This is a genomic window from Pseudomonas sp. TH34, from assembly GCF_016650865.1.
Classification (GTDB): domain Bacteria; phylum Pseudomonadota; class Gammaproteobacteria; order Pseudomonadales; family Pseudomonadaceae; genus Aquipseudomonas; species Aquipseudomonas yamanorum.
In genome coordinates, this window is record NZ_JAEKFB010000024.1 from 36,406 (window position 1) to 57,243 (window position 20,838).

The 20,838-nt window shown below is 60.9% G+C and carries 17 protein-coding genes and 1 pseudogene; 3 read left to right on the forward strand and 15 right to left on the reverse strand.

Features of this window, described 5'->3' with window-relative positions:
* Nucleotides 1-29 precede the first annotated feature (29 nt).
* The gene (gene ilvA, locus JFU58_RS19635) at nucleotides 30-1,049 is read left to right on the forward strand and encodes a threonine ammonia-lyase, biosynthetic (RefSeq protein WP_201141718.1); all 1,020 of its coding nucleotides are present in this window, start codon (nucleotides 30-32) and stop codon (nucleotides 1,047-1,049) included.
* Between the two features lie 503 nt (nucleotides 1,050-1,552).
* On the forward strand, nucleotides 1,553-1,828 hold the full coding sequence (locus JFU58_RS19640; RefSeq protein WP_201141720.1) for a DUF1652 domain-containing protein: 276 nt from the start codon (nucleotides 1,553-1,555) through the stop codon (nucleotides 1,826-1,828).
* On the opposite strand, the pseudogene JFU58_RS19645 reads toward JFU58_RS19640, so the two are convergent.
* Together JFU58_RS19645 and JFU58_RS19650 are read right to left on the reverse strand one after the other, a co-directional pair.
* Nucleotides 1,825-2,222, reverse strand: a pseudogene (locus tag JFU58_RS19645) (hypothetical protein). The gene JFU58_RS19640 and the pseudogene JFU58_RS19645 sit on opposite strands and share 4 nt — an antisense overlap.
* A 146-nt stretch (nucleotides 2,223-2,368) precedes the next feature.
* On the reverse strand, nucleotides 2,369-2,629 hold the full coding sequence (locus JFU58_RS19650) for a DUF2790 domain-containing protein (RefSeq protein ID WP_063029819.1): 261 nt from the start codon (nucleotides 2,627-2,629) through the stop codon (nucleotides 2,369-2,371).
* Between the two features lie 280 nt (nucleotides 2,630-2,909).
* Here JFU58_RS19650 and aqpZ point away from each other — a divergent pair, with 280 nt between their 5' ends.
* A complete protein-coding gene (gene aqpZ / locus JFU58_RS19655; RefSeq protein ID WP_093209624.1) occupies nucleotides 2,910-3,602 on the forward strand; it encodes an aquaporin Z in 693 nt (230 codons plus the stop codon).
* A 2-nt stretch (nucleotides 3,603-3,604) separates the two neighbouring features.
* On the opposite strand, the gene JFU58_RS19660 is transcribed toward aqpZ, so the two are convergent.
* From JFU58_RS19660 to JFU58_RS19720, 13 genes are all read right to left on the reverse strand, one after another.
* The gene (locus JFU58_RS19660; protein ID WP_201141722.1) at nucleotides 3,605-6,271 is read right to left on the reverse strand and encodes an autotransporter family protein; all 2,667 of its coding nucleotides are present in this window, start codon (nucleotides 6,269-6,271) and stop codon (nucleotides 3,605-3,607) included.
* A gap of 157 nt (nucleotides 6,272-6,428) precedes the next feature.
* Nucleotides 6,429-7,367: a carbohydrate kinase family protein gene (locus JFU58_RS19665; protein ID WP_201141724.1), complete on the reverse strand. Its 939-nt coding sequence runs from the start codon at nucleotides 7,365-7,367 to the stop codon at nucleotides 6,429-6,431.
* Nucleotides 7,368-7,379: 12 nt separating this feature from the next.
* Complete coding sequence (gene xylB, locus JFU58_RS19670; RefSeq protein ID WP_201141726.1) at nucleotides 7,380-8,861, reverse strand: xylulokinase; 1,482 nt, start codon at nucleotides 8,859-8,861, stop codon at nucleotides 7,380-7,382.
* Between the two features lie 146 nt (nucleotides 8,862-9,007).
* Nucleotides 9,008-10,489 carry a mannitol dehydrogenase family protein gene (locus JFU58_RS19675; protein ID WP_201141728.1) on the reverse strand — a complete coding sequence of 494 codons (1,482 nt, stop codon included), beginning with the start codon at nucleotides 10,487-10,489 and terminating at the stop codon, nucleotides 9,008-9,010.
* A gap of 18 nt (nucleotides 10,490-10,507) precedes the next feature.
* Nucleotides 10,508-11,611 (reverse strand): ABC transporter ATP-binding protein, encoded by a 1,104-nt coding sequence (locus tag JFU58_RS19680; RefSeq protein WP_063029831.1) that lies wholly within the window; start codon nucleotides 11,609-11,611, stop codon nucleotides 10,508-10,510.
* A gap of 37 nt (nucleotides 11,612-11,648) precedes the next feature.
* A complete protein-coding gene (locus JFU58_RS19685; RefSeq protein WP_003215312.1) occupies nucleotides 11,649-12,479 on the reverse strand; it encodes a carbohydrate ABC transporter permease in 831 nt (276 codons plus the stop codon).
* A gap of 10 nt (nucleotides 12,480-12,489) precedes the next feature.
* Nucleotides 12,490-13,416: a carbohydrate ABC transporter permease gene (locus tag JFU58_RS19690; RefSeq protein WP_017475596.1), complete on the reverse strand. Its 927-nt coding sequence runs from the start codon at nucleotides 13,414-13,416 to the stop codon at nucleotides 12,490-12,492.
* A 207-nt stretch (nucleotides 13,417-13,623) separates the two neighbouring features.
* Nucleotides 13,624-14,934 carry an ABC transporter substrate-binding protein gene (locus JFU58_RS19695; RefSeq protein ID WP_063029833.1) on the reverse strand — a complete coding sequence of 437 codons (1,311 nt, stop codon included), beginning with the start codon at nucleotides 14,932-14,934 and terminating at the stop codon, nucleotides 13,624-13,626.
* Nucleotides 14,935-15,262: 328 nt separating this feature from the next.
* Complete coding sequence (locus tag JFU58_RS19700) at nucleotides 15,263-16,168, reverse strand: AraC family transcriptional regulator (RefSeq protein ID WP_063029835.1); 906 nt, start codon at nucleotides 16,166-16,168, stop codon at nucleotides 15,263-15,265.
* A 73-nt stretch (nucleotides 16,169-16,241) separates the two neighbouring features.
* Nucleotides 16,242-17,525, reverse strand: coding sequence for a glycosyltransferase (locus JFU58_RS19705; RefSeq protein WP_177026058.1), 1,284 nt, complete (start codon nucleotides 17,523-17,525; stop codon nucleotides 16,242-16,244).
* A gap of 70 nt (nucleotides 17,526-17,595) precedes the next feature.
* Entirely contained in the window at nucleotides 17,596-18,678 is a 1,083-nt protein-coding gene (locus JFU58_RS19710) for a nucleoside hydrolase (protein ID WP_201141730.1), read from the reverse strand.
* A 27-nt stretch (nucleotides 18,679-18,705) separates the two neighbouring features.
* The gene (locus JFU58_RS19715) at nucleotides 18,706-20,016 is read right to left on the reverse strand and encodes an MFS transporter (RefSeq protein WP_063029841.1); all 1,311 of its coding nucleotides are present in this window, start codon (nucleotides 20,014-20,016) and stop codon (nucleotides 18,706-18,708) included.
* A gap of 139 nt (nucleotides 20,017-20,155) precedes the next feature.
* Nucleotides 20,156-20,788, reverse strand: coding sequence for an N-carbamoylsarcosine amidohydrolase (locus JFU58_RS19720; RefSeq protein ID WP_201141732.1), 633 nt, complete (start codon nucleotides 20,786-20,788; stop codon nucleotides 20,156-20,158).
* Nucleotides 20,789-20,838 lie beyond the last annotated feature (50 nt).

Here is a 20,838-nt window from a genome sequence, read left to right on the forward strand (position 1 = left end):
AGGGCCTTGTAAACACCCAGGAGACATCCATGAGTACCCGTCCGGCGAGCCAGCCCCAAGATTCGGGATTGCTTGAGCACTACGTGAAGAAGATCCTGGCCGCCCCGGTCTACGACCTGGCGGTGCGCACGCCGTTGCAGGTGGCGCCGGCGCTGTCGGCCTTGCTGGGCAATCAGATCCTGCTCAAGCGCGAAGACCTGCAACCGACCTTTTCCTTCAAGATTCGTGGCGCCTACAACAAGTTGGTGCAGCTCAGTGCCGCGCAAAAGGCCCGGGGCGTGATCACCGCGTCGGCGGGCAATCATGCCCAGGGCGTGGCATTGGCGGCGCGGGAATTGGGGATCAAGGCGACGATCGTCATGCCCTGCAGCACCCCTGAACTGAAGGTGTTGGGGGTGCGCTCCCGAGGCGGCGAGGCGGTGTTGCACGGGGAGAGCTTTCCGTTTGCCCTGGCCCATGCGTTGCAACTGGCCGAGGCCACGGGCAGCACCTTTGTCTCGCCGTTCGACGACCCGGACGTAATCGCCGGGCAGGGCACAGTGGGGATGGAAGTATTGCGTCAGCAGCAGGGCCCGCTGGACGCGATCTTCGTCCCGGTGGGCGGCGGCGGGTTGATCGCCGGTATCGCGGCCTACGTGAAATACCTGCGCCCCGAAGTGCGCATCATCGGCGTCGAGCCCGAAGGCTCCAGTTGCCTGCTGGCAGCCTTGCGTGCGGGGAGTCGGGTGGTGCTGCCGAGTGTCGACAGCTTTGCCGATGGGACCGCAGTGGCCCAGATCGGCGCCTACGGCTTTGAAATCTGTCGGCACCACGTAGATGAGGTGATCACCGTCAGCAATGACGAGCTGTGCAGTGCCATCAAGCTGATCTACGACGATACGCGATCGATTACTGAGCCTTCAGGTGCCCTGGCGCTGGCCGGTATCCGCAAGCATGTGGCGAAGACCGGCATCCAGGGCCAAACATGGGTGGCGATCAACTCTGGGGCCAATATTAACTTCGATAGTTTGCGGCATGTTGCTGAACGAGTGGCCGCCCAGGCAGGTTAAACGTTTAATCTAACGAATGTTTAATTTAGTTACATTCACCCGTTTGGATAGCCGCTATTAAGGTGGGAAAAAGTTTTTGCGGGCACTTATAACGAGCTGTCTTTCAATTTGCATGACGCCAATGGAGGCTCGTTGCAAGACGCATGAACCAGCGGGCGTATTTTTTTCCGAAAGCCCCGATTTTTCTAGGGCGCACAGCTGTGCGTCTGCCGGCACGTTTAATGCTTTATAAGATCCTGTTACAACTCTGAATGAGCAACAAATATAGCGGTTAACACCCCGAACGGATGGGGTAATAGCGGTCTGCCACGTAACTTATATAAGTAATGTGGTCGCTTATGAGGAAAGGTTCCAACGCAACTTCAAAGGGCCTAGTAGGCTGGGTACGTGAAGCCGTCTGCCAGGGCTGGCAAGGCGCAAAAGGTGAGCGTGACATCGCGGTCGCCAGCGGTACGAATATTGATAAATATCGATTGGCAATCTCATAAAAGGAGAGGTCGGCCATGCTTTCGGATCTGGAACTACGCGGCATTATTGAAGGAAGTTTTCTGCCTAAGCGCTGTGAAGTCACCAAGGCGCCAGACGCCTCGCTGACGGTGAAGGTTTATCACGAGATCGACCATGACCGGGTCGACCTGGTGGTCACCGGCATTTGCGCGAACAAGCTCGACAGCAGTCGGGCGATCTGCAACTTGATTTCCGAGTTGCGTGAAGACCTCAAGCACACCCACACCCATGCCCCGGCCCTCAAACGAGCCGGTGCGCGTCCTTTCTATTAAACGGACGGTTGAGCTTCAATCAGTGAAGACTTGCGGGCCTGGATAAACGTCAGGCCCAACGCCGTTTCCGTGATTACCGCCAGCAAAATTCCCGGGCCCGCGTGGCCGCTGATCCATTCGCTGATCCCCAACATCGCCAGCACAAAACAGCCGATCACAAAGCCGGAGGTCATGGCGTGCCGTGTCGCATCAGGGGGGAGTGGCGGGCGCGGTAAAACATGATGCCGATGGCCAGGAACAGCGCGGCATTGCGACGGGCGACCAGGCCGGTGGCACTGGAGTATTCAACACTCCACACCCACAGGAGCAGGTCCGGGCGCAAACCCCAGATCAACGCGAGGGCAAAACACAGCAGGGCAGTGAAGGTAGCGAGGGGGCGGAAGTGCAATTGCATGGCGAATCCTTTCAGCCGTAACGATCGCTCAAGGATACCCATGTAGGAGCGAGCTTGCTCGCGAAGAACGCAAAGTCACGGCGTCAATTCAGAACTCCCGCGTTTCGCTGGCGAGCAAGCTCGCTCCTACCACAAAGTGCACGGGATCAGTTCTGCCAATCGCAGGCTTCCGACAGTTTGCGATAACCCACGTCCTGGACTTTCCCTTGACTGTCCACGAACTTGATATCGGCGTTGATCACTTTGCAGACATTGGTGTCGGGTTCGTGCATGGCAAGTACCTTTTGCACATCCATCTTCTCGCCGTAGTGATAAGGCGTGACGACGGGGGCGGTGTCAGCCTGCGCCATCCCCGTTACAGCCGTCAGGGCCAGTGCAGCACCGAGCATTAACGTACGCAGTTTCATGGTGTTTCTCCGCAAGTCGTTCGCAGGCGCATCAACGTGATGAGCCGCGGCCGCCCTGGGCAACGGCTGGAGCCGTGCGAGTGCGGTCGAATCAACTGTCTTCCCGGGGGATTAACCATCGATTAAGTGAGGCTTTACTGACAAAAGCTTCATCTTCAGCGTATCCGCAAGATCGCTCACATCATCCGGAATAGTCCGATACGGGCCAGGTATTCGTGCTTGCTACCGTCGCCTGTGGATCCATCCATCGGATGGTGTATGTAAAAGGGCGGAGTTGAGTGTGCAAAAGAAAATCGCAGCAGAGTTTCTCGGAGCGTTCTGGCTGACCTTCGGGGGGTGTGGCAGTGCGATACTGGCCGCGGCATTCCCGGAGTTGGGTATTGGCTTTGCGGGTGTGGCCCTGGCCGCTGGCTTGGCAGTGCTGACCATGGCTTACGCGGTGGGCGGCATTTCAGGTGCGCACTTCAATCCGGCGGTGACCATCGGCCTGTGGGTCGGCCGTCGGGTGGCCGGCATCGATGTAGTGCCCTACATCATCGCCCAGGTGGCCGGTGCGATAGTCGCTGCCGCCGTGTTGGCGCTGATCGCCAGCGGCCGCCCGGATTTCGAGATCGACGCTTTCGCCGCCAATGGCTATGGTCAGTTGAGCCCGGGGCAATACAGCCTGCTGGCGGCATTGGTGGTTGAAGCCGTAGCGACGTTCTTTTTGGTGTTCATCATCATGCGCGTCACCGGCCCTGGTTCGGCAACGGGGTTCGCGCCCATCGCGATCGGCCTGGCGCTGACCCTCATTCACCTGGTGACCATGCCGGTCACCAATACCTCGGTCAACCCGGCCCGCAGCACGGGGCCGGCGTTATTTGCCGGGGGGGAGTACGTGATGCAATTGTGGCTGTTCTGGGTGGCGCCGACAGTGGGCGCGGTGATCGGCGCCATCGTTGCGCGAGGGGTCACCTGCCCAAGGGAGGCGTGAGCCTACCAGCTCACGCGTAGCCCCGCGTTACCGCTGAAACCCTCCAGCGTATTGCTGTCCAGTTGGGTGTTGTAGTCCGCCGCCAGGTACACGCTGACGGTGGACGACAGCTTGGCGACAACGCCCACGCCGAGGTCGGCGGTGGATGACTTGTGATCGGTTTTAATCCGGTCCACGTCGTCGTAGGTCACCGTGTCGCTGCCACCGAAGGTACGCCAGGCGTTGGCCCGCACATAGGGCTCGATCGGGGTGTTCTGCACCAGGTAACGCCCCTTCAGGCGTGCGCCCAGGCGGCCGGTCCAGTAGTCCTGGGAATCGAATGAAACCTTCGAGATGCCATCGTTCTGGTGGTCCATGTCAATCTGCTGGTTGATCACCTGCACCTGAGGTTCCACCACCCAATGTTCGGAGACGGTAATCGGGTAACCCGCTTCTGCCGACAGGGCCAGGGCGTGGCCCTTGTTGTCGATCTTCACGTCACGGTCGGACTTGCTGTCACCGTCTAAGCGTGTGCCCATGGCTACCAGGTCCACGTACCAGCCCTTGGGGTCGGTGAGGGTCCAGTAGGCGCCGAAGTTATCGCCATCCAGCTTCACCCGCCCGGCGCGGTTGTCCTGGAAGCCCATTGAAAAGCCCTTGATGTCACCTTGCAGGCGGCTTTGACCGATAAACAGGCCGAAACGCTGGATCTGCCCGCCACTGGTCTCGGAGGCATAGAGGTCGTGGCCGACCTGATAGCCCTTGATGGAACCGTCGAAACTCGGCGATACCGTGCCCGACCAGCTCTTGTTGAAGCCACTGCCATAGGCACGGCCCCATCCCGCCGGGACCGGCCCGGTTTCGCTGAGCAGGCTTTGTTCGCCCTGGCGGTCGTGGAAGGTGCCCAGGGCCTGAAGCGTCATCAACTGCGCGGCAGGGACGACCACCGAGTACACCGGCACCTCCAGGCGATACAACGGAATCGGCTCGGCCCCGGCGATGGCGGTAGGCAACACCGGGTTGCTCGCTGCCGACTCCGGCGAGTTGGCGGCCGCGACCTGGCTGGGTGGCGGAGCAGGGGGCTCCACCGGCGCGACGGGTTGCGCGGTCGGTGGCTCAACGGGCGGTTCATCCGGCGCGACCACGGGCGGCACTGGCGGGATCGGCGGCACGGGCACCACCACCGGTGGCGTCGGCGGGACAGGTGGAACCACCGGTGGCTGCACGGCGACCACCGACGAACGCAAGTACCAGTTATTTTCCGTGCCGGCGGTTACACCACCTTTGAACAGCAGGTACTCATAAGCTCCGGCGGATACCGAGCCTTTCAGGGCAAACGCATCGGTGCTGCTGGTGGCACCGTTGAGGGCTTGCACCACTTCGATCCCGCTGTTTTGCGTGAGACCGCCCAGGCCGCCGAGATTGCTCACGGTCATTTGTGTGTGCCCGCTGATGGTCCCGTCAGACACAACCAGTTTGTCGGTAGCCGAGTTCTCGTCGCCCAGCACGGTTTGCAACCAAAGCTGCCCATTGTTGCCCACGTAGTTGCCGTACACCGTCAACGTATCGGTGGCGCTGTTGCTGCGGCTGGTCATGTCGACGGTGCCGGCATTATTCAGGGTGGCCAGTGCGCCTGCGGTGTAGGGGCGGATACTGCCTTGCGTCACGCCCAGGGTGCTGCTGCCATCGATGTTGAAGGTGCCGGTATTGCTGGCACTGTCGCCGAGGAAAAAGTCGCCGGCCAGGTCGAAACGCGAGTTGTTGTTGAGGTTGACTGTTTCCCACCCGATATACCGGGCGGCGGTGCTGGAAGTGGTGTTGTCGAAGGTCAGTTGGTCATTGCCCAGGCCGCCGTCAATCGAAGGCGTAGTGCCGAGCAGGGTTTCATTGAGGCCGCTGATCAGTGCGGTGTCGTCGCCGTCGCCCATCAGCACGGCGGACTTGATCTGGCCACCATTGATCCAGTTGAAGGTGTCATTACCGACACTGGCGCGGATCTCGCCACTGATGACGCCGCCACTCACGGTAATACTGTCGTTGCCGCCACTGGTGCTGATATTGCCACCGATGCTGCCGCCGGAGACGATGATGGTATCTGTACCGAAGGCGGTCACCAGATTGCCGAGGATTGCCCCGCCGGACATGTCATAGATATTGTTGTCCAGCTTCATGTCGACCCGGCCGATGGTGCCACCGGTTTGCCGGGCCACGTCGCCATCCTCAAAAGCACCGACGATGGTGCCGCCGGTCATCAGGAACGTGTCGCGGCCATCGCCTTGGGCCAGGGACTGGATCTGCCCGCCGCTCATCACGAAATCATCGATGCCGTTGCCCTGGGAAACGGCGCCGGTCACGGTCCCCGCGCTGATCTGGAAGCGATCGGCACCGTCGCCCTGGGTGATGCTGCCCACGATGCGCCCGGAGTTCATATCGACGAAATCCGTGCCGGCGCCGAAGGTGATATTGCCGTTGATAGTGCCGGTGCCGCCTGCAGGCAGGGTCAGGGTGTTATTGCCCGTAAGGTCGGTCAGGCCGGTGGGGCTGCTGCCGCTGTCGCAGGTATAGGTATCGTTGCCCGGGCCCGGGGTGAGTACGCAAGCCGCCAGGGCTTGTTGGGGGGCCAGGTAATGCAGTGAGAGGATGCCGACAGCCAACACGGCGCGAGGCTGAAAAGTCCGTTTATTACGCATTGATCTGCCCTGTTTTTGTTATAAAAACTGCACATGTTTTTTGGGTTTAGTACAGTTTTTTACACAATGCAGAATTTTCGGACAGATAACCGCAGGGCTGTAAGCCACGTGATACGTGGCTTACATAGTGGCATATTGATTTTTTTCCGCGTATTTGTCAGTCCAGCTGACGACGATAGGGCAGGTCCGGCCCGGTCTTGCTGCAGGTGAGTGCCGCAGCACGGATGGCAAAGGCAAGCATGCTGCTGATCTGCTCCCGGGTCAGCTGTTGCAGGCCCTCCACCGAGTCCAGTTGCTGCTCGGTCAGCCAGGCAATCAACGCGGCCTGGAATGTATCGCCAGCCCCTACCGTGTCCGCCATGACGACCTTGACCGCTGGCGCCGACCAGCTGCCGTGCTGGCGGCTGAACACCGTCGCGCCATCGCCGCCACGGGTCAGGAATACCAGTTGGCAACGGTGCTGCAACCAGCCTTGCAGGACGCTTTCCGGGGCTTGGCCGGGGTAGAGCAGGTGCAGGTCTTCGTCACTGACCTTGATCAGGTCGGCATGCTTGACCAGCTCGGCCACGCGGGCGCGCCACAGCTCGATGTTCGGCTCGGGGTTCAGGCGTACGTTGGGGTCGAGGCTGATCAGGCGCTTGCCACTTTCCCGGCGCACCAGGGCCAGCAACGTGTCGGCAATCGGCTGCACCACCAGTGAGAACGAGCCGATGTGTACACCACGCACTTCGTCGCCCAACGCCGGTAGATGCTCAAGTCGCAACTGGCGGTCGGCGCAACCTTCACCGCGAAAGCTGTATTGCGGTGAACCGTTGGCACCCACGGCGACCATTGCCAGGGTGGTCGGCGCGGCGAACTCCACGAGGTACTCCTCGCCCACGCCTTCGTCCTTGAGCACCTGCAACAAGCGTCGACCCAGGTAGTCGTCGGAGATCCCGGCGAAAAAGCCCGCATCGGTTCCCAGTCGACGCAAACCTACTGCGACGTTAAACGGCGAGCCGCCGGCAATCGCCTTGTAATTGACCCTGGATGCCTTACCGCTGGCATCGTCCTCGCTGAAGAAATCAAACAGCGCTTCGCCACATACCAAATACATATTCGTTCGCTCTTAAAGGGATGCCACGTGCTGTTGATAACGCTCATAAGCCTGCTGGTAGGCACTGACGCTGCCGGCATTTGGCACCGTGCGGCTGGCCGCGTCGACGCTGACGCAACGCTGGCACAACTGCGCCAGGCTCTCACCGGACTGGCACCACGCGGCCTGGATCGCCGCGCCGAGGGCCGCGGCTTCGCTTTGTTCGGTGCAGACCACTTCGGTGTTCATGATATCCGCGACCATCTGCCGCCACACCGGGCTTTTCGAGCCGCCACCGATCAGGCGGATGCTCTGGCTTTGCAGACCGGTCTGGCGCAACAGGTCCAGGCCGTAGCGCAAGCCGAAGGTGGTGCCTTCGACCACGGCGCGGCACAGGTTGGCGCGGGTCAGGTTGGTCATGGTCAAGCCGTGCAGGCTGCCGGTGGCGTGGGGCAGGGCGGGCACCCGCTCGCCGTTGAGGAACGGCAGCATGCTCACGCCGTCGGCGCCAATAGGTGCCTCGGCCACCAGCGCGTTGAACGCCGCCAAGTCCAGGTCGAACAGCTCGCGGATGACCCCAGTGGCGTTGGTCAGGTTCATGGTGCAGATCAACGGCAGCCAGCCGCCGCTGGAGGAGCAGAAGGTCGCGACCGACGCCTGCGGGCTGACGTTGGCCTGATCGGCAAAGGCATACACTGTACCGGATGAGCCCAGGCTCATGGTGATCACGCCGGGGACGATATTGCCGGTGCCGATGGCGCCCATCATGTTGTCGCCGCCGCCGCTGGAGACTTGCGCATTCGGGTTGATGCCCAGGCGCTCGGCGATGGCGGGCAGGATGGTGCCCACGGCTTGATTCGCTTCGATCAACTCGGGCAGTGCCGCTTCCAGGCGCCCGTCGGGATCAATGTGGCGCAGCAGTGCGAGGTCCCATGCCCGGGTGCGTACGTTGAAATAACCGGTGCCGGAAGCATCGCCGTATTCCGCGCAGGCGCGGCCGGTGAGCCAGTAGTTGAGGTAGTCGTGGGGCAGCAGGATAAGCGCGATGCGCGCGAACACTTCCGGGTGTTGCTCGCGGGTCCACAGCAGCTTGGACACGGTGTAGCCCGGCGCGATGGCCACGCCGAGGCGTTCCAGGGAGCCGCTTTCACCGCCGAGGTGCTGCAACAGACGATCGTTTTCCGGTGCGGTTTCGGTGTCGCACCAGAGTTTGGCGGGGCGCAGCACCTGGCCCTGGTCGTCGAGCAGTACCAGGCCGTGTTGCTGGCCGGAAACGCCGATGGCGAGGATGTCCTGGCCGTCCACGCCAGCCTGTTGCAAGGCGCGGTGAGTGGCTTCGGTAAAGGCGTCCAGCCACTCCTGGGTGTGCTGTTCGCGGCGGCCATTGGCACCGCTGATCAGCGTGTGGCTGGCGGCGCCCAGGCCCAGGACTTTGCCGCTGCTGGCGTCCAGCACGATGGCCTTGGTGCCCTGGGTGCCGCAGTCGATGCCGAGATAGAGGTTTTGCTGGGTCATGGTAGGTCGCTCAGCACATTAGGGATGTGGAATGCGATCAATGTGGGAGCTGGCTTGCCTGCGATGGCGCCTGTTCAGTCAGTAATGGTGTGACTGATACACCGCTATCGCAGGCAAGCCAGCTCCCACAGTTTGATTCGGTTCCGTCAGTTGAGATTGGCGAGCAGCCGCTCCAGCGTTTTGCTCACACCCACATCCTGCAGGCTTTCGAAACACCGCTCAAACGCTGCCACAAACTCGGGCGAGTTGGGAATAGCCGTACCAAAAATCTCTTCCACCCCCAGCAGCCGCTTGCTGATCAACGCGTCTTCCGTCACCAGCCCCTGGCAAAACTCGGCGCGGGGATCCGGAATGCGGTAGATCACCCCATTTTCATCCACGCCTTTCAAGTACAGCGCCCATGCGGCCACCACCAGTGCGGCACGCTCGGTCTCGCGCCCGTCGGCAATCAGGCGATTGATGGTGGGTACGGTGAACTTGGGAAACTTCGACGAGCCATCGGAACACACGCGCTCCAACTGGTCGGCAATCGCCTGGTTGGAAAAGCGGTCCACCAGGGTCTGCTTGTATTCGGTCAGGTCGATCCCCGGCACCGGTGCCAGGTTGGGCGTGACGTCCAGGTCCATGTAGGCGCGCATATAGGCCACGAACAACGGGTCGTTCATGGTTTCGTGGACGAAGCGGTAACCCTTCAGGAAACCCAGGTACGTCAGCGCCAGGTGGCTGCCGTTGAGCAAGCCGATCTTCATCTCTTCATACGGCGTCACGTCGTCGGTGAACTGCACGCCTACGGTTTCCCAAGCTGGGCGGCCGTTGACGAACTTGTCTTCCAGTACCCACTGCACAAACGGCTCGCAGACCACCGGCCAGGCGTCGTCGATGCCATGCTCGTCATGCAGTTGCAGGCGGTGCGCAGTGCTGGTCATCGGCGTGATGCGGTCGACCATGGCATTCGGGAAGCTGACGTTGGCCTTGATCCACTCATGCAGGTCAGCGTTGTGCAGCGCGGCGAAGGCCAGCAACGCCTTGCGGGTCACGGCGCCGTTGTGGGGCAGGTTATCGCAGGACATCACGGTAAACGCCGGAACCCCGGCTGCCCGGCGCTGGGTCAACGCAGCGCAGATAAAGCCGAACACGGTTTTCGGTGAGCCCGGATTGGCCAGGTCGTGCTGGATCTGCGGCAGGTGGGCCATGAACTCGCCGTTGCTGTCGTCGATGCAGTAGCCGCCTTCGGTGATGGTCAGCGAGACAATCCGAATCTGTGGACTGGCCAGCTTGTCGATCAGCGCCTGGGCACCGTCTTCGGCCAGCAGCATGTCGCTGATGGAGCCGATCACACGCACTTCGGTGTCGTCGGTGTCCCCCAGTTCATACAGGGTAAACAGATAGTCCTGGCCGGCCAGGTCGTCCCGGGCCTTGCGGTCTTCAGCCCGCAGGCCCACGCCGCAAATGCTCCAGTCCAGGCCCACGCCGGTATTCATCAAGGCGTCGGTGTAATACGCCTGGTGCGCGCGGTGGAAGCCGCCGACGCCAATGTGCGCGATGCCCTGACGGGTATTGGCAATCGCATAGGTTGGCAGTTGCACTTCAGGCGCCAGTTGCGTGAGGTTTTGCTTGTTCAGTTTCATCAGGAAATTCTCGCGAAATCAGGCGGCGGCGCGCAGTGGACGGGCCACGGCAACACCGTCAGCGTCGAACAGATGGCATTGGGTCGGGTCCAGGTACAGCTGCAAGGTTTCGCCATACTGGCTGGCCATGTCGCCACGGATCCGCAAGGTCAACGGCTCCTTGCTGGCGGTGATGACGTGGCAGAAAGTGTCGCTGCCCAGGCGCTCACCGACGTCGGCGGTAACGGTCAGGGTGGCCTGGCCAGGGGTGGCGATTTCCAGGTGTTCCGGACGAATGCCCAGGGTCACCGCGCTGCCAACGCTCAAGGTGGCGCTGCTCAGGGGCAGGCTGATGCGGCCGCCGGCGTCCAGTTCGACTTCGCAGCTCTGGGCATCCACGCGGTTGATCTTGCCTTTGAGGAAACCCATTTTCGGCGTGCCCAAAAAGCCTGCGACAAACAGGTTGGCCGGCTGGTGATACAGCTCCAGCGGCGAGCCCACCTGTTCCACGCGGCCGCTGTTGAGCACCACCACCTTGTCGGCCAGGGTCATGGCTTCGACCTGGTCGTGGGTCACGTAGATCATGGTGGCTTGCAGTTCTTTATGCAGGCGCGACAGCTCCAGGCGCATCTGCACCCGCAAGGCGGCATCGAGGTTGGACAGCGGTTCATCGAACAGGAAGATCTTCGGGTTACGCACAATCGCACGGCCGATGGCGACACGCTGACGCTGGCCACCGGACAACTGCTTCGGCTTGCGCTCCAGCAAAGGGCCCAGCTCCAGGATACGCGCCGCTTCGTTGACCTTGCTCTCGACAATCTTCTTGTCGACGCCGGCCAGGTCCAGGGCAAACGACATGTTCTTGCGCACGCTCATGTGCGGGTACAGGGCGTAGGTCTGGAACACCATCGCCAGGTCGCGCTTGGCCGGAGTGACCTCAGTGATGTCGCGGCCATCCAGTTCGATGGTACCTTCGGTGACTTCTTCCAGGCCGGCAATCAGGCGCAACAAGGTGGATTTACCGCAGCCCGACGGCCCGACGAACACCACGAATTCCTTGTCGTTCACCTCAAGGTCGATGCCCTTGATGATGGAGAAACCTTCGAAGCCTTTTTGCAGATTCTTGATTTTCAGGTTGGCCATGATGGGCCTCCGCTTCTAAATATTTTTAAAGGAGCCGTTACTTCACGGCGCCGAAGGACAAGCCGCGGACCAGCTGTTTCTGGCTGATCCAGCCAAAGATCAGGATCGGCGCACAGGCCAGGGTCGACACGGCAGACAATTTGGCCCAGAACAAACCTTCGGGGCTGGAATAGGAGGCGATCAGCGCGGTGAGCGGCGCAGCGTTGGACGAGGTCAGGTTCAGCGACCAGAACGCCTCGTTCCAGCACAGGATCAGCGACAGCAACACCGTGGAAGCCAGGCCGCCCTTGGCGATCGGCAGCAGCACCCGGACCATTTCCTGCCACAGAGTGGCGCCGTCCAGGCGGGCGGCTTCGAGGATGTCCTTGGGGATGTCCTTGAAGTAGGTGTAAACCATCCAGACCACAATCGGCAGGTTGATCAGGGTGTAGATGATGATCAGCGCGATGCGTGTGTCCAGCAGGCCGAAGCTCTTGGCCAGCAGGTAGATCGGCATCAGCACGCCCACCGGCGGCAGCATCTTGGTGGAGAGCATCCACAGCAGCGTGCCCTTGGTGCGCTTGGTCTCGTAGAAGGCCATGGAGTAGGCGGCCGGTACCGAGATCAGCAGGCACAACGCGGTGGCGCTGAAGGAGATCAGCACCGAGTTCCAGGCGTAGCTGAAGTAGTTGCTGCGCTCGTTGATGTGCAGGTAGTTCTCCAGCGTCGGCGTGAAGATGAACTGCGGCGGCGTGGCGAACGCGTCGATTTCGGTCTTGAAGCTGGTCAGCACCATCCAGAAGATCGGGAAGAAAATCAGGATCGCGATGGCCCAGGCCAGAGTGCCGAGCAGCACGCTTTGCAGGCGGCGGGATTGTTGAAGCGTCATGGCGCGGCCCTCAAGGCTTGTCAGTCAGGTTTTTGCCGATCATCCGCACCAGGATGATCGCCGCGATATTGGCGATGACCACGGCAATCAAACCGCCGGCCGAGGCCATGCCCACGTCGAACTGCACCAGCGCCTGGTTGTAGATCAGGTAGGCGAGGTTGGTCGAGGCGTAGCCGGGGCCGCCGTTGGTGGTGGTGAAGATTTCGGCGAACACCGAGAGCAGGAAGATGGTTTCGATCATCACCACCACGGCAATCGGGCGCGCCAGGTGCGGCAGAGTCAGGTGCCAGAAGATCGCGATGGCGCCGGCACCGTCGAGGCGGGCGGCTTCCTTCTGTTCCTGGTCGAGGGACTGCATGGCGGTCATCAGCAACAGGATCGCGAAGGGCAACCACTGCCAGGACACAATGATAATGATCGACAGCAACGGGTAATGGGCCAGCCAGTCCACCGGCTGGGCGCCGAACAGTTTCCACACGTAGGCGAGGATCCCCGACACTGGATGGAAAATCAGGTTCTTCCAGATCAGCGCACCGACGGTGGGCATGATGAAGAACGGTGAAATCAGCAACACCCGCACCAGCCCGCGACCGAAGAACTCGCTGGCTTCCAGCAGGGCACTGATCAGTACGCCAAACACCACGCTGATCAGCAAGACGCTGCCCACCAGCAACAGGGTGTTGGTGGCGCCGGGCAAGAAGCCCGAGTCGGTGATGAAGTAGGTGAAGTTCTCCAGCCCCACGAATTGGTTTTCGCCGGGGTAGAGCAGGTTGTAGCGAATCAGCGAGAAGTACAGGGTCATGCCCAGCGGCACGATCATCCACAGCAGCAACAAGGCCACCGAGGGGCTGACGAGGAACCAGCCGGGGTTGATCAGGCGGCTTTTACGCGGCTTGTCCGGCGAAGCGGTTTGCACTTGGGCAGTGGTGGTATTCATGGTGATCAGGACCAGTCAGGTACATGCAGAGCGAGCGTCGAAGCGCGGTCGATGTGGGAGCTGGCTTGTGTGGGAGCTGGCTTGCCTGCGATGGCATCCCCTCGGTTTAACTGACAGACCGAGGTGTGTGCATCGCAGACAAGTCAGCTCCCGCCAAGAGCCTCTCACACAAAAGCGGGTTCCCACATTCAGTGGGGTGTGCCCGCTTTACTTGGGATAACCGGCCCGCTTCATTTCGCGTTCGGTGAAGGTCTGTGCGTCCGCCAGGGCTTTTTCGGCAGTGGAGCCACCGGTCAGTGCGCTGGAGAAGAACTTGCCGACCTGGGTACCAATCGCCTGGAATTCAGGAATGGTCACCAACTGGATACCCACATACGGCACCGGCTTGGCCGACGGATCTTTCGGGTTCGCGACTTTCAGCGATTCCAGCGTCACCTTGGCAAACGGCGCAGCCTTCATGTATTCGTCGCTGTAGGTCGACGTGCGGGTACCTGGCGGTACGTTGGCAATCCCGTCGGTCTTGGCGACCAACTGGCTGTATTCCTTGGAAGTGGCCCAGGTGGTGAAGACCTTGGCGGCGTCCTTGGCTTTGGAGCTGGTTGGAATCCCCAGGGACCAGGAGTACAGCCACGAAGTACCTTTGTCGGTCTTCTCGTGGGGTGCAAAGGTGAAGCCGACGTGGTCAGCCACCTTGCTTTGGGTCTTGTCGGTGACGAACGAGCCGGCGACGCTGGCGTCGACCCAGATCGCGCACTTGCCGCTGTTGAACAGCGCCAGGTTTTCGTTGAAACCGTTGCTGGAAGCACCTGGCGGGCCGGACTTCTTCATGTTGTCGACGTAGAAGTTCAGCGCGTCCTTCCACTCAGGCCCGTTGAATTCCGGCTGCCACTTCTCATCGAACCAGCGTGCACCGTAGCCGTTGGCCAGGGTGGTGATCAGCGCCATGTTCTCGCCCCAACCGGCTTTGCCCCGCAGGCACAGGCCGTACTGTTCCTTGTCCTTGTTGGTGAGTTTGGCGGCGAACTCGCCGATCTGCGTCCAGGTGGGGTGCTCAGGCATGGTCAGCCCGGCGTCCTTGAACAGGTCGGTGCGGTAATAGGTGATGGAGCTTTCGGCGTAGAACGGCAGGGCGTACAGCGAACCCTTGACGGAAAGGCCGTCACGCACGGACGGGAAAACATCATCCAGGTCGTAGGACGCAGGCAGGTCCTTCATCGGTTCCAGCCAGCCTTTTGCGCCCCAGAGTGCAGCTTCGTACATGCCGATGGTCAGCACGTCGAACTGTCCGCCCTGGGTGGCGATGTCGGTGGTGAGGCGTTGGCGCAGGACGTTTTCTTCGAGTACCACCCAGTTCAGCTTGATCTCCGGATGCTCGGTCTCGAAGGTTTTCGAGAGCTTTTGCATGCGGATCATGTCGCTGTTGTTGACGGTGGCAATGGTCAGGGTTTGCGCGCCAAGACTGACGGCGCTGAGGGTCATGCAGGTACAGGCAAGCAGAGCTTTAGCTGTGAACTTCATCGCGCACTCCATTTCTGCGCCCAGGGGCTGCAGAAGGACAGTTATTGTTGTTGTGTCTTCCACGACAGCTGGAAGAGTGTGCGTTGATTACAGCCTTCAATTGACGTGCTGACAAATCCTTGGGAGCACTTTTACTGATACTTTTTGCACTGCATCGGAAAATTACTGAAACGGTTTACCAGGCGGGTAGGATTTCCCGGGAACACGGTTCAATGTGGGAGCTGACTTGCCTGCGATCGCGGTGTGCCAGTCAACTCAGCCATTGCTGATCCGCCGCTATCGCAGGCAAGCCAGCTCCCCACAGTAAAGCAGCCCTGCGTTTCGGTTTTCAGGCCAGGTTCTGCTCGGTTAACCGCTGAACCGCCAAACGCCGGTAGTGGGACGGTGTCATGCCCTTGAGCTGCTGGAACCGGCGGTTGAAATTGGAGATGTTGTTGAAACCTGACTCGAAGCACACATCGGTCACGGCCTTGTCACCATCGGCCAACAGCTCACAGGACTTGCTGATGCGCAGCCGATTAACGAATTCGATGAAGGTGCGCCCGGTGGCTTGTTTGAATACGCGGGAGAAGTAGGTGGGCTTCATTCCGAGGTATTCGGCCACTTCTTCCAGGGACAACTCACGCGCGTAGTGGGCAAATATGTAGTCCACCGCGCGGTTGGTGCGGTCGATGCTGTGTTCGTCTGCCAGTTGCGGGGTGGTCACGCCGGAGAGCAGTTGGTAATCCTCGCAGGCACTGAGCACCTCCATCAGGATGAAGAAATGCCCCAGGCGCGCCATGCCCTGGGCGTCTTCGATGCGCTGCATCAGGGTCATGGCCTGGGCGATGGTCTTCTTGCAACGAAATTCGATGCCGTATTGCGCCCGTTCCAGCAGCGGCGCCAGGGTCTTGAGCTCGGCAAAGATATGGCTGCCGCCGTCGAACAGCTCGTCGGTGAAGTTCACCAGCATGTCTCGCTTGGGCACCACTTCGTCCTCGGCCACCTGGCTGATCCAGTTGTGGGGCAGATTGGGGCCGGTGAGGAACAGGCTTTCCGGGTAGAAGTTGCCGATGTAGTCGCCGATAAACACCTTGCCGGAGCTGGCGACGATCAGGTGCAGCTCATATTCCTTGTGGAAATGCCAGCGCACCAACGGGCACGGGAAGCCGTGTTGGCGGTAGATGATGGACAGACCGTTGTGATCGTCCATCAGCTCATAGGAAGGATCGGTGATTCTCGCTGCTCGGGTCATGCTGCAGTCGCTTTATTGTGGGGGCGCAAAAAGGATAATGCCCCCTTGCGCGCCACCTCGCCAGCGTCTGTGTTTACAGGCTGCGGTTTTTCGCCTCGATCCACTGCGCCATGTATTGGGTACTTTTGTGCAGGTGATGGCGCAGCATGCTGCCGGTGAAGTTGTTGCGGCGGTGCTCGGCCAGCTCGCTGCGGCACTGCTCCAGGCGCGCCACCAGGGCCGGGCCGTGAAGATCCTGAGCGTACCGGCGGGCGAGTAATTGCCTACCGTCTTCCTGGGCCTGGGCCCAGCGCTCCTGGTCCTGATACAACGCAACCGCTTGCGCCGCCAGCGCACTGGCGCTGTGCTCGACCACGCCGGGCCACGGTTCACCCATGGCTTCGGCACCCACTGGTGTGGTGACGCTCGGTGTGCCACAGAGCATCGCGTCGGCCAGCTTGCCCTTGATCCCGGCACCAAACCGCAGAGGCGCGAGGCAGATGCGCGCGGCAGTCATGACCTGCAACGCGTCTTCGGCCCAGTTCATCACATGGAAGCCTTGGGCCGGGTTGTGCAGGGCAGTGGCCTTGGGCGGCGTGTAGGCGCCATACACGTGGAGTTGAACACCCGGCAGTTGCTTGCGGATCAGCGGCCACACGCTGTTCTTCATCCACAACACCGCATCCCAGTTCGGCGCATGGCGAAAGTTGCCGATGCTCAGGAAGTGCGCGCGGTCTTCAAACGGCGCGAAGTCCTCGGTGGGCGGTATCACCATCAGCGGGCACCAGTGGAGCAGGGCGGCGGGCACGTTGAAGTGTTCGGTCAGCAACTGGATTTCCACATCGGAGATCATCAGGCTGATGTCGCAGCGGTAGATCGCGGCGATCTCGCGCTTGGCCAGGTCGGTATCGGCCATGTAAGTGAATTCGGCGGCCAGGTCCTGGCTGAACAAAGGGCTGAAGTCGTCAGCCTCGGGTTGCGTCTTCAGGAAGTCCTTGAGGCGCTGGTGCCGGGCATCCCGCAGGCTTTGCAGGTCGGAGCTTTCGAGTACGCGGAGCGCATTCGGGCAGCATTTCTCTACGCGCCAGCCGAACTGTTCTTCCATCATGAAACGGTCGAACAGCACGATATCCGGGGCAAGTTGCTGAATGAATTCGTCGAAACTGCTGTTATTCAGCTCGATCGCACATTCGCGAACGCCCAGAGCGGGCAAGTCGGCCTTGTGCTCACCCGAGGCGGCGGGGCTGCTGAAGGTAATGTCCCAACCCTGGGCCAGGAAACTCTCGAGAATCTGCATCATGTGCCCGCCGGCTGCCGAGGAGCGGGGCTCTGGCCAGACGTAACCAATGACCAGGACTTTGGTGGCGGGCTGATTCATCGACAACGGATTCCTTGAAGGGCTGGGCAAAACGCGCAATTAAACCACAGCCCTTCAAGTTACAGCGCAGTCAGCGGGAGATGTTGACCGGCGTGGGCAACGTCACCAGGTTGACGTAGCCATCCCAGAACTTCTTCTGGTCCACGGCAAACACCACCTTGGCCTTCTGCGTGCCCACCGGCGCGCCTTTCTGGTAGCCCAGTGCCCGGCCGTAATCGGCGCCGAAGGTGGCGTCTACATCCACCCACAGTTCGCGGGATTCGGTGACGATCTCGGGGCTGACGAGAAACAGCGCCGGCAGGCTGTCCCAGGTGAAGCTGTGGTAGGCCGGGTCCTTGTCGAACAGCGGCCCGAACTCGTGTTTATACAGGTCGGCAATTGCGCCTTTGTGGGCAATCACCCGCTGGTACACCGACTTGTCGAAGGTGACTTTCTCACAGACATCGTTGGGGAAAATCACGTGTTCGATCGGCGAGCGCAACACGATCTTCGCGGCCTCCGGGTCGAACCACCAGTTGAACTCCGCCGCCGGCGTAGTATTGCCCGGAATTTCCAAGGCGCCGCCCATGTATACGATGCGCTTGATCAACGGCACGATGTCCGGCGCCGAACGAATCGCCAGGGCAATGTTGGTCAGTGGGCCGACCGCCAGAATCGTCACCTCGTGGGGGTTGGCCCGCACGCTGTCGACGATGAACTGGACGGCGGTTTCCTTGCGCAGTTGGGTGTGAGTGGCCAGCCCGTCCGGCGGGGTTGCCAGTTGGGATGCGCTGGTTGGACGCGGGTTCTTGAATGCGCCCGGCCAGCCGGAACCGAACAGGGCTTTTTCCGCCTCATAGGTGGTGTAGTCATGCAGCAACGGGTAGGCGGCGCCGGAATAGACGCCGACTGCCTTTTCCACGCCCATGCGCTCCACGGCCTTGAGGGCGTCCACCTGTTCCTGGTCGACCCAGGCGTTACCGCTGACCAGGGTCATGCCCAGCAGGTCGATGCGTTTTTGCCCATGCAGCTGGGCAAGCATGATAAAGGCCTGGCCGTCATCGTTGAGCACGTTGAAGTCGGTATCGAAGATCACCTTTTCTGCGGCCTGCGCCGTACCGGCACACAGGCCGACGGCGACAAGCAGGGCACAGCGCTTGATGAAACCTTGCATGGAGACTCACCCCAGGAATTGTTGTTGTTAACGGTTTACCAGTTTCGCCGGCAACGCGATGACCAGGAAGCTGCTGAGAATCAGGCAGCCTGCAAAAAACCACAAGGCGCCCGCGCTGCTGCCGGTGACGTCGATCGCCACCCCCATCAACGAATTGCTCACCAGGCCTGCGATGTTCGCCAGTGAGCAGGCCAGGGCAAAACCGGTGGCCGCTGCGGTGCCTTTGAGAAAGGTCGCCGGCAGGCTGAAAAACACCGGCACCGCACCGATGATTGCCGCGGAGGCAATCGCAAACAAGGCCACGGTGGCGACCACGTTATGGGTGAAGAAGGTGCTGGTGGCCATCGCCGCTGCGCCGATGAAAAACGGCACGATGATGTGCCAGCGGCGTTCGCGGTGTTTATCGGAGCTGGCGCCGATCAGCAGCATACCCAGCAGCGCCGCCACGCTGGGCAAGGCGGTGAGGATGCCGATGTGAAAGGTGTCGGTGATGCCGGCGTTGCGGATAAAGGTCGGCATCCAGAACCCCATGGCATAGGCGCTGAGCAGGATCGAGAAGTCGATACCGCCGAGCATCCATACCTTGAGGTTGAAGAACCCGTCGCGGAAGCTGTGCTTGCTGTCGGCACCGTCGGCGTCATCCTTGCGAAGTTCGCTTTCCAGCAGGGTCTTTTCTTCCGGCGACAACCACTTGGCTTGCTGATAGGTATTGGGCAGGGCCCAGAAGGTCCACACACCGAGCAATACGCTGGGCACCGCTTCGATCAGGAACAGCCACTGCCAGCCGCGCAGGCCACCCATGTTGTCGAAGTGGCCCATGATCCAGCCGGACAACGGGCCGCCGATCACGCTGGACAACGGTAGGCCGATCATGAACAGGGCGATGATCCGCCCCCGGCGATGGGTGGGAAACCAGGTGGTCAGGTAATACAGCACGCCCGGCAGGAACCCGGCTTCGGCGGCGCCCAGAAGGAACCGCAGGATGTAGAACTGGGTGGTGGAGGTGACCAGCATGGTGCAGGCCGAAAGCAGGCCCCAGGTGATCATGATGCGGGCGATCCAGATCTTCGCACCGACCTTTTCCAGGATCAGATTGCTCGGGACTTCGAAGAGGATATAGCCGACAAAAAACAGCCCGGCGCCGAGGCCGAACGCGGTTTCGCTGAAGTGCAACTGGTCGAGCATCTGCAGTTTGGCAAAGCCGATATTGATGCGGTCCAGGTAGGCTGCCAGGTAGCAGAAACACAGGAACGGAATCAGCTTCCAGGTGATCTTGTGGTAGAGCGTGTTGACCGGATCGGCGACCGTAGTCGCGGGCGCTGCATTCGCAATGGGCATTGGGGTGTCTCCTGGCGGTGACTTATGGTTTTTATACAGCCGCTTTTTTTCAGCACTTCGGAGTGCTGTGAAAGCGACGTCCAAAGGCAGTGTCAGAAGAGTGCAAGACCGCGCTCTGTGGCGCGGTTCTTATGAAACCTTATTGCTCCTTGAACTTGCTCATCGCCTCCTGCTTGCTGACCACATCGCCGTACTTGCTGTCGATATCAAACAAGTTGGCTTCATGGGGCGCCGGGTGACGGTCGCCGACGCATTCGCGCACGACGATGGTACGAAAGCCGTGTTGCACCGCATCCACCGCCGTAGCCCGGATGCAGCCGCTGGTGGAACAGCCGGCGAGCACCACGGTGTCGATGCCCTGGGCGTGCAGCATCGGGGCCAGGCTGCTGCCGAAAAACGCACTGGCGTATTGTTTGGTGATCACCACTTCATTGGCCAGGGGCAAGACCTCGGTGCAAAAGGCGGCGAGGGGATTGCCCTCCACCATGTCTTTCATCACCGGGGCCTTTTTGACCCAGATACCGCCGTCGGCGAAATGGCCGGGATGGTAGCGGATATTGGTGTGCACCACGCTGATTCCGTGACGCCTGGCGCAGGCCAGCAGCTCGGCGCTTTCGGTCACGGCGATGCGCACTTCGGGGGCAAACAGCGGGGCGCCTTCGGTGGTATAGCCTTGCATGAAGTCGATCATCAGCAGGGCGGATTTTTTGCCGAAGCCGATTCGGTTGCCCCAGACGCCCTGGTAGTTGGCATCGGCGGATTGTTCGGTCATTTTTCAGTCCTCGGTAATGGACAGTGCACATAACCTGTGGCGAGGGAGCA

Bases quoted from the DNA above. Each gene is read 5' to 3' on its own strand.
- JFU58_RS19675 (WP_201141728.1), bottom strand. From the start codon at position 10,489: ATGAAACTGAACAAGCAAAACCTCACGCAACTGGCGCCTGAAGTGCAA.
- ilvA (WP_201141718.1), top strand. From the start codon at position 30: ATGAGTACCCGTCCGGCGAGCCAGCCCCAAGATTCGGGATTGCTTGAG.
- JFU58_RS19665 (WP_201141724.1), bottom strand. From the start codon at position 7,367: ATGTATTTGGTATGTGGCGAAGCGCTGTTTGATTTCTTCAGCGAGGAC.
- xylB (WP_201141726.1), bottom strand. From the start codon at position 8,861: ATGACCCAGCAAAACCTCTATCTCGGCATCGACTGCGGCACCCAGGGC.
- JFU58_RS19710 (WP_201141730.1), bottom strand. From the start codon at position 18,678: ATGCAAGGTTTCATCAAGCGCTGTGCCCTGCTTGTCGCCGTCGGCCTG.
- JFU58_RS19695 (WP_063029833.1), bottom strand. From the start codon at position 14,934: ATGAAGTTCACAGCTAAAGCTCTGCTTGCCTGTACCTGCATGACCCTC.
- JFU58_RS19705 (WP_177026058.1), bottom strand. From the start codon at position 17,525: ATGAATCAGCCCGCCACCAAAGTCCTGGTCATTGGTTACGTCTGGCCA.
- JFU58_RS19700 (WP_063029835.1), bottom strand. From the start codon at position 16,168: ATGACCCGAGCAGCGAGAATCACCGATCCTTCCTATGAGCTGATGGAC.
- JFU58_RS19680 (WP_063029831.1), bottom strand. From the start codon at position 11,611: ATGGCCAACCTGAAAATCAAGAATCTGCAAAAAGGCTTCGAAGGTTTC.
- JFU58_RS19640 (WP_201141720.1), top strand. From the start codon at position 1,553: ATGCTTTCGGATCTGGAACTACGCGGCATTATTGAAGGAAGTTTTCTG.
- JFU58_RS19690 (WP_017475596.1), bottom strand. From the start codon at position 13,416: ATGAATACCACCACTGCCCAAGTGCAAACCGCTTCGCCGGACAAGCCG.
- JFU58_RS19720 (WP_201141732.1), bottom strand. From the start codon at position 20,788: ATGACCGAACAATCCGCCGATGCCAACTACCAGGGCGTCTGGGGCAAC.
- JFU58_RS19660 (WP_201141722.1), bottom strand. From the start codon at position 6,271: ATGCGTAATAAACGGACTTTTCAGCCTCGCGCCGTGTTGGCTGTCGGC.
- JFU58_RS19715 (WP_063029841.1), bottom strand. From the start codon at position 20,016: ATGCCCATTGCGAATGCAGCGCCCGCGACTACGGTCGCCGATCCGGTC.
- JFU58_RS19650 (WP_063029819.1), bottom strand. From the start codon at position 2,629: ATGAAACTGCGTACGTTAATGCTCGGTGCTGCACTGGCCCTGACGGCT.
- JFU58_RS19685 (WP_003215312.1), bottom strand. From the start codon at position 12,479: ATGACGCTTCAACAATCCCGCCGCCTGCAAAGCGTGCTGCTCGGCACT.